This window comes from Mumia sp., assembly GCF_028803055.1.
Taxonomy (GTDB): domain Bacteria; phylum Actinomycetota; class Actinomycetes; order Propionibacteriales; family Nocardioidaceae; genus Mumia.
Genome location: NZ_JARBCJ010000220.1, coordinates 1 through 5,090 on the forward strand (window position 1 = coordinate 1; position 5,090 = coordinate 5,090).

The window sequence follows — 5,090 nt, forward strand, 5'->3', positions numbered from 1 at the left end:
AAGCACAGCTTCCGGTCGGCGGCTCCGGGCGCCTTCGCGGTCGCGGTCATGTGGCAGGGCCTGCAGCTGGCCGGGACGGCGTACGTCCAGAACGTGATCGGGCGATCGAGCAACCTCAACCAGATCTTCGCCGTCGTCCTCGGGATGATGGGGCTGATCTACATCGGTGCGGTGATGGCGATGATCGGCGTCCAGATCAACGTGGTCAGGACCAAGCGCCTCTATCCACGCGCGCTCCTCACGCCGTTCACCGACAACGTCAACCTCACCAAGGCCGACCAGCGGGCGTACTCCGACTACGCGAAGGCGCAGCGCCACAAGGGGTTCGAGTCGATCCGCGTGATGTTCGGTCGGCCAGAGGAGTGGCCCCGGGTCGAGCTCCCGCCGCCCGTGAAGCGCGCGGACCGGCCTGCCGTCCGCGAGTGAGGGCGCGTTAGCGCGCCTCGCGAGCGAGGACGAGCATGCGTTCCTCGATGGTTGCGGGTACGGGCTCGACCGACGCGTCGACGCGTGCGGCGGTGAGGATCCGGGTGATCTCGTCGCGTCCGGCATCGGCGACGCGTACGGTGCGTCCGTCCAGGATCACCGCGGCCCCGGCGTCGTTGAGCGCGGAGAACGCGGCGGCCCAGTCGTCGGTCCGTACGACGAGGGCGCGGGTGGGTCCGATGATGTCGGTCTCGCTGCCCTGTGCGACGAGCCTGCCCTGCGACATCAGCAGCAGCCGGTCGCACTGCTGCGCCTCCTGCATGTAGTGCGTGGTGATCAAGACCCCCACACCTCGGTCGGCCTGTGCCCGGATGGTGTCCCACAACGTGGCCCGCGCGAGTGCGTCGACGCCCGAGGTCGGCTCGTCGAGCAGCACCGCCTCCGGCTGGTGCGACAACGCGGCGACGAAGGCGCCCTGACGCTGAGCGCCGAGGGGCATGTCGGCGACGAGCTCGTCGGCGTACCGGGAGATGCCGTCGGGCAGGACCGGGACGGTGGTGCCGTACGCGTCGGCGACGAAGGCGAGGTTCTCGGTCAGCGTGAGGTCGCGGTACAGCCCGAGGTTCTGAGGGACGTAGCCGAGCCGACGACGCCGCTCGCGACGAGGAGGTCCGCCGAGCATCTGGACGGTTCCCTCCGTCGTGGGGAGCAGTCCGAGGAGCATCCGCATCAGCGTCGTCTTGCCGGCGCCGTTCGCCCCCAGCAGTCCCACGACCTCCCCCGGCGCCACGTCCATGGTCACGTCGTCCACGGCCGTGAACGACCCGAACCGCCTCGTGACCGAACGCGCTTCGAGCACCGTGGCGGTCATGCCGCTGCTCCGCGGTCGGCGCGACGTACCAGCGAGAGCGCGATCACGATGTCCTCGAGATCGGGCTCGACGACCGGCAGGTGAGGAGGGGCGTCACCGTCGGGCCAGTACTCGTGCCGCTCCCGGCCTCGCCGCCATGACCACTCGGGGCGGACGCTGGGGTCGGCCCGGGTCACCGTCCCCTGGAAACCGGCGCGGACCTCGTCGTACGAGCCCTGGACGAGTATGTGTCCCGCGTCGAGGACGACCAGACGGCTCGCCCGCTCGGCCTCGTCGAGGTACGTCGTGGACATCACCACCGCCGAGCCCGCCGCCGCTGTCTCGGAGACCATCCGCCAGAGGTCGACGCGGCTGACCGGGTCGACGCCGGTGCTGGGTTCGTCGAGGACCAGCAGCCGCGGGCGGTGGACGATCGCCATGCACACGCCGAGCTTGCGCCGCATGCCGCCGGACAGCTGGGAGGCGAGCCGGTCGGCGGCCTGACTCAGCCCCGCCGCGGTGAGCAGGGTCGTCCGTCGCTCGTCGAGCTCCGCGCCACGGACGCCGTACGCGCCGCCGGCGAAGTCGAGGTTCTGCGTCACGGTCAGGGCGGCCCAGCTGCCGGACGAGGCGGGCAGGAAGCCGATCTCCGCCTTTGGCGGTGCGTCGACCTCGCCGGCCTCGGGCGCCACCTCGCGTACCAACGTGCGGAGCAGCGTCGTCTTGCCGGCACCGTCGCCCCCGACGATCGCGACGACCTCGCCCGCGGGAATCTCCACCGTGACGCCGTGCAGGGCCGGCACGCCTCCGAACGACACGTCGACCGAGTCCAATCCGTACGTCATGCCGGGCTCCGGGAACGGTCGGTGGACCGGGGTTGGTCCTTGACCTTGCGCTCGGGTGCGAGGTCTCGACGGAAGCGCAGCGTGGCCGCGGTGAACACGACCAGTGCCATGACGGCCAGGACCACCAGGGGCAACCACAGGGCAGTGATCGGTGCGCCGCGCAGCATGACGCCCTGCGAGATCATCGTGAAGTACGTGAGCGGCAGCAGGTAGCCGATCCACCTGACGCCGGCTGCCATCGCCTCGAGCGGGAAGATCATCCCCGACAGCAGGATCTGGGGAAGCAGCACGAAGAACGCGCTCTGGATCGCCTGGCCCGCGGTCTGGGAGATCGTCGAGATGAAGATGCCGATCCCGAGGACCACCAGCAGGAAGAGCACCGCGCCCAGGGCGAAGGTGAGGACGTGCCCGTTGAACGGGACGTCGAAGAGCAGCATCCCGAGGACGGTGACGACCGCCATGTCGAGCGCGGCGAGGACGAAGTACGGGGTGACCTTCCCGAGGATGACGGTGCTCGGACGGATCGGCATCACGGCCAGCTGCTCCAGCGTGCCTGCTTCGCGCTCGCGGACCAGTCCGATGCTCGTGATGATCGTGCCGATGAACGTCAGGATCAGTCCGATGATCGCCGGGATCATGACCCACGACGTCTTCAGGTCGGGGTTGTAGAGGACCTCGACCGTCATTCCCTGGCCCGAGGTCTTGAGCGCGGCCACCGCGGACTGGGCGGCGAACAGGTTCGAGCCGTCGACGAGCGCTCGGGTGCCGCCCGCGCCGGTCACCAGCGCCACGTCGACGATGTCGTCGCGCAGGAGGTCCCGCGCATCGTCCTCGCCCTCCGACGGCTCCGTCGTCGAGACGTCGAAGAAGCCCGGCAAGGTGCCGGCGACCTGCTCTGCCTCGGGCCCGACGACAGCGGTGTCGACCCTGTCGACGGAGAAGTTGGCCGCGTAGCCGAAGACGACGAGCAGCAGCAGCGGCATCGCGACCAGCAGCGCAAGGGTCCGGTGGTCCCGGACGAGCTCGCGGAACTCCTTGATGATCATGGCTCTCACCCACGACACGTTACGACAGGTTCGTCAGATCCTCAACAGGTGTTGAACCAGGTCAGATGCCTGGTTAGCCGTTCAGGAGAGCCTGGAGCGGTGGGGAGACCGCCGCGACCAGGTCCTCCAGGGGCATCGAGGCGAGCGGCTCGGTGCCGAGGACGTAGCGCGCCATCGCGATCCCGAAGACCTGCGCTCCCAGCAGGTTGAGGCGTTCGGGGGCCCAGTGCGACGTCCCGTCCACGGACAGTGCGCTCTCGATGGTCGTCCTGACGACTCGGGCCGCGGTCGCCGAGCTCGCTGCGGAGCGCACGACGCTGTGCAGGACCAGGGAGGTGTCCGGGTGCTCCCAGGCGCCGAAGTAGGCGCGGGCGAACCGCTCGCTGAAGGCCTCCGACGGACCGTCGACGGCCGCTCGGACCTGGTCGGCGACGAAGCCGGCGTCGGCGATGGTGGCGGCGAACAGGTTTTCCTTGCTGCCGAAGTAGTGGATCACGAGCGCCGGGTCCACGGACGCGCCGCGGGCGATCGCACGGACGGTCGCCGCGCCGTACCCGACGCGCGCGAACTCGGCACGGGCCGACTGCAGGATCGACGTCCGTGCGGCGCCGGGGGCGCCGCGGCCCGGCTCGCGCTGAGCGGGTGCCGGTTCCTCTGAGGTCATGCGCCGAGCCTAGGGCGCAGTCGCCTTCCGCCGCGTTCGCGCGCTTGTTCGCGCGGGGCGAACGTCGTGGCGCGCGGGACGGGAACACCCCGTGCCGACGCGAGGTTGAGTAGGGCACGCTCAACTTTGAAAGGTTGCTCATGACTGAGCCACGCACCCCCCAGCAGCTGCCCGTCCTGTTCCTGACCGAGCCCGTCCTCCTCCCTGGGATGGTGGTGCCGATCGAGCTCGACGAGGCTGCCCGCGCCGCGGTCGACGCCGCGCGCGCCAGCTCCGGCGACCGACTCCTGGTCGCTCCCCGGCTCGAGGACCGCTACGCCTCGTTCGGTGTCGTGGCCGAGATCCTGCAGACCGGCCGTACGCAGTCCGGCGAGTCCGCCGCCGTCCTCAAGGCGGAGCGCCGTGCCCGGATCGGCACCGGCGTGACCGGCCCCGGTGCCGCCCTCTGGGTGGAGGCCGAGGAGGTCGACGAGAATCTCGACGACGAGCGCATCCCCGAGCTCGCCAAGGAGTACAAGTCGCTCGTGATCGCCAACCTGCAGCGCCGTGACGCCTGGCAGGTCGTCGACATGGTCAACAAGGTCACCGACCCGTCGGCGCTGGCCGACATGGCCGGCTACGCCCCCTACTTCACCGACGTCCAGAAGCGCCAGCTGCTCGAGACGCCGGACACGGCCGAGCGCCTCGAGGTGCTGCTCGCGTGGACCAAGGCCACCATCGCCGAGGCCGACGTGGCCGAGAAGATCGCCGAGGACGTCCGCGAGGGCATGGACAAGACGCAGCGCGAGTTCCTGCTGCGCCAGCAGCTCGCCGCGATCCGCAAGGAGCTCGGCGAGGACGAGCCCGACGGCGCCGACTCGTACCGCGAGCGTGTCGAGGCGGCCGACCTGCCCGACGGCGTCCGTACGGCCGCGCTGCGTGAGGTCGACAAGCTGGAGCGGTCCTCGGAGCAGAACCCGGAGACCGGCTACATCCGTACCTGGCTCGACACGGTCCTCGAGATCCCGTGGAGCGTGAAGACCGACGACAACGACGACGTCGAGGCGGCTCGTGCGGTGCTCGACGCCGACCACCACGGCCTGGACGACGTCAAGGACCGGATCGTCGAGTACCTCGCCGTGCGGTCGCGTCGTGCGCAGCGCGGTCTGCAGGTCGTCGGTGGACGAGGGTCCGGTGCCGTGATGGTGCTCGCCGGACCGCCGGGAGTCGGCAAGACCTCGCTCGGCGAGTCGGTCGCCCGCGCCCTCGGCCGGACGTTC

At 70.3% G+C, this 5,090-nt stretch carries 5 protein-coding genes and 1 pseudogene; 2 read left to right on the forward strand and 4 right to left on the reverse strand.

The window, feature by feature from the left end; all coding sequences use genetic code 11:
* Positions 1-426, forward strand: a pseudogene (locus tag PV363_RS15800) (YhjD/YihY/BrkB family envelope integrity protein); the annotation flags it as partial.
* 7 nt (positions 427-433) lie between these two features.
* On the opposite strand, the gene PV363_RS15805 reads toward PV363_RS15800, so the two are convergent.
* The 4 genes from PV363_RS15805 to PV363_RS15820 form a co-directional block, all read right to left on the reverse strand.
* Positions 434-1,297, reverse strand: a complete 864-nt coding sequence (locus PV363_RS15805; RefSeq protein ID WP_220366196.1) for an ABC transporter ATP-binding protein — start codon at positions 1,295-1,297, stop codon at positions 434-436.
* On the reverse strand, positions 1,294-2,121 hold the full coding sequence (locus PV363_RS15810) for an ABC transporter ATP-binding protein (RefSeq protein WP_301022830.1): 828 nt from the start codon (positions 2,119-2,121) through the stop codon (positions 1,294-1,296). Before PV363_RS15810 ends, PV363_RS15805 begins: the two co-directional genes overlap by 4 nt.
* A complete protein-coding gene (locus PV363_RS15815; RefSeq protein WP_255560871.1) occupies positions 2,118-3,167 on the reverse strand; it encodes an ABC transporter permease in 1,050 nt (349 codons plus the stop codon). Before PV363_RS15815 ends, PV363_RS15810 begins: the two co-directional genes overlap by 4 nt.
* Before the next feature lie 73 nt (positions 3,168-3,240).
* Positions 3,241-3,831: a TetR/AcrR family transcriptional regulator gene (locus PV363_RS15820; protein WP_220346131.1), complete on the reverse strand. Its 591-nt coding sequence runs from the start codon at positions 3,829-3,831 to the stop codon at positions 3,241-3,243.
* Between the two features lie 140 nt (positions 3,832-3,971).
* Here PV363_RS15820 and PV363_RS15825 point away from each other — a divergent pair.
* Positions 3,972-5,090 (forward strand): LON peptidase substrate-binding domain-containing protein (locus PV363_RS15825; RefSeq protein WP_301022831.1); only part of this gene is annotated, 1,119 nt, incomplete at its 3' end.

Excerpts from the sequence above, each read along its gene's own strand:
- PV363_RS15820 (WP_220346131.1), bottom strand. The coding sequence starts at position 3,831 with ATGACCTCAGAGGAACCGGCACCCGCTCAGCGCGAGCCGGGCCGCGGC.
- PV363_RS15810 (WP_301022830.1), bottom strand. The coding sequence starts at position 2,121 with ATGACGTACGGATTGGACTCGGTCGACGTGTCGTTCGGAGGCGTGCCG.
- PV363_RS15815 (WP_255560871.1), bottom strand. The coding sequence starts at position 3,167 with ATGATCATCAAGGAGTTCCGCGAGCTCGTCCGGGACCACCGGACCCTT.
- PV363_RS15805 (WP_220366196.1), bottom strand. The coding sequence starts at position 1,297 with ATGACCGCCACGGTGCTCGAAGCGCGTTCGGTCACGAGGCGGTTCGGG.